Annotated in this window: 1 protein-coding gene; it reads left to right on the forward strand. The window is 54.2% G+C overall.

What is annotated here, in order from left to right; genetic code table 11:
- Positions 1-380 (forward strand): hypothetical protein (locus tag GVY43_RS15610; protein ID WP_159563780.1); only part of this gene is annotated, 380 nt, incomplete at its 5' end.
- Between the last annotated feature and the right edge of the window lie 1,134 nt (positions 381-1,514).

Raw genomic sequence — 1,514 nt, forward strand, 5'->3', positions numbered from 1 at the left:
GGTTCCGGGTGGAGCCGATCCGTAACGCGGATGGCACGGTCCGACGCGGCCGTGGGGCCGGGTACCGCATCTGTCGCCTCGCCTCGCTCGTGTCACGGGTCCGTGACATGAAGCGAGAGGGGATGGCGTGCCCGCCGTCGCTCCAGTACGGGGCGATGACGTTCGCGCCACGCCATGCGGAGCACTACGAACGGGTCGCGAAACGGGTGAAAAATAAAATGTTTATCCTGCCAGTACACTTAGGTACCGTGGCCGGGCTTTCTGACGGGGGAGGGGGGACCTATGCCCTGTTGAACCCCTGGAGGTTGATGCTCTGTGAGGAGCGTCTCTCTCGTGAGACGTATCGGGTCGGGCGATCTGTGTTTTTTTCTCGGGGCTGAGTCCTACCCAAACCCTCGGTTGTGGTATGTGAAATACTGCTAACAGGCCAACGATGGGGCAGGAGAATATGCTTTCTCGTGTGTGGCACGAGGGATGCGAGCCTAGCGGAGTCTGGCGATGCGTCCCGCAAGTGCCCCGACAAGCGGATCGCAGGCGTCAACGCCGGAGAGCTGCGCGTTCAGGGTTTTCCGGACAGCACAAAAGGACCGGCAGGGGATGTAAGCGCTTGTCTGGTGTGTCCGCCCTGTCGGTCCTTCGTATGGTGTGTCGGACCCTCCCGTGGGAGGCCTGTCCTATGTGGCTCGGGGGTCCCGGTCTTCCTGTGCACGGGCAGAGGGTGTGCCAAGGGGCGCCTTGAAGAAACTTCCCTCGGGAGTGACCCATGTGTCCGTCACGATCTGACCGATCGCGCCCAGCCATCTCTAGTATAAGGCCTCGGGCTCGGTATGGACACCGAAAATGAATCCACAAACGCACAAAAAAGGCCCCCGGATCATCCTCGTGGAATCCGGGGGCGAATGGCGTGCCTGGTCGTGCATAGGTGTTCATCTTGTGAATTCAGAGATAAGGTTGCTGTGAAATCAAGAACGCCTGCATGCCGATGCTAGCCTGCGTTTGGGTTTTACGTACTGATGACCAGGCGACTGATGTCTTGGTCCCGATTATACAACTTGGAGCCTTAATAGGAACTCCAAAAAAAGAGATATGGACGATGTATTTTTGAATGATTCTACCGTTACGATTCGCCTCGTCAAGCGTCCAAGCATGCAGAAATTCCGAACCATCTTCAATTCTCGCCACATTCACGTTCAAAATGAGAACGCTTGCGCGTTAATTTTTGAGAATAAACGTACGTTTATTTGGCACAATTTGATTCGACATTTGTCGAAATAAATGTCGGATTTTGTCGCTTTTGACCCTGTCAGGAAACTTTTGTTCAAGACACAAAATATTTGAGGAAAACGACTCCGAGTTTCCTGAAACGAGGTGAAGGGTCTGACGTCAGCCATCTTAAAAACGGATTTTTCAACCATCACTTTTTGAGAATCGTCAGGATTCGAGAGAGACGACAAGTCGCATGGTTGAGCCGTTTTTGTTACAATAAGGACGTCGGATAATCGTCCGGGAGCAGG

The sequence above is a fragment of the Exiguobacterium sp. 8H genome, from assembly GCF_902506255.1.
GTDB lineage: Bacteria > Bacillota > Bacilli > Exiguobacteriales > Exiguobacteriaceae > Exiguobacterium > Exiguobacterium profundum.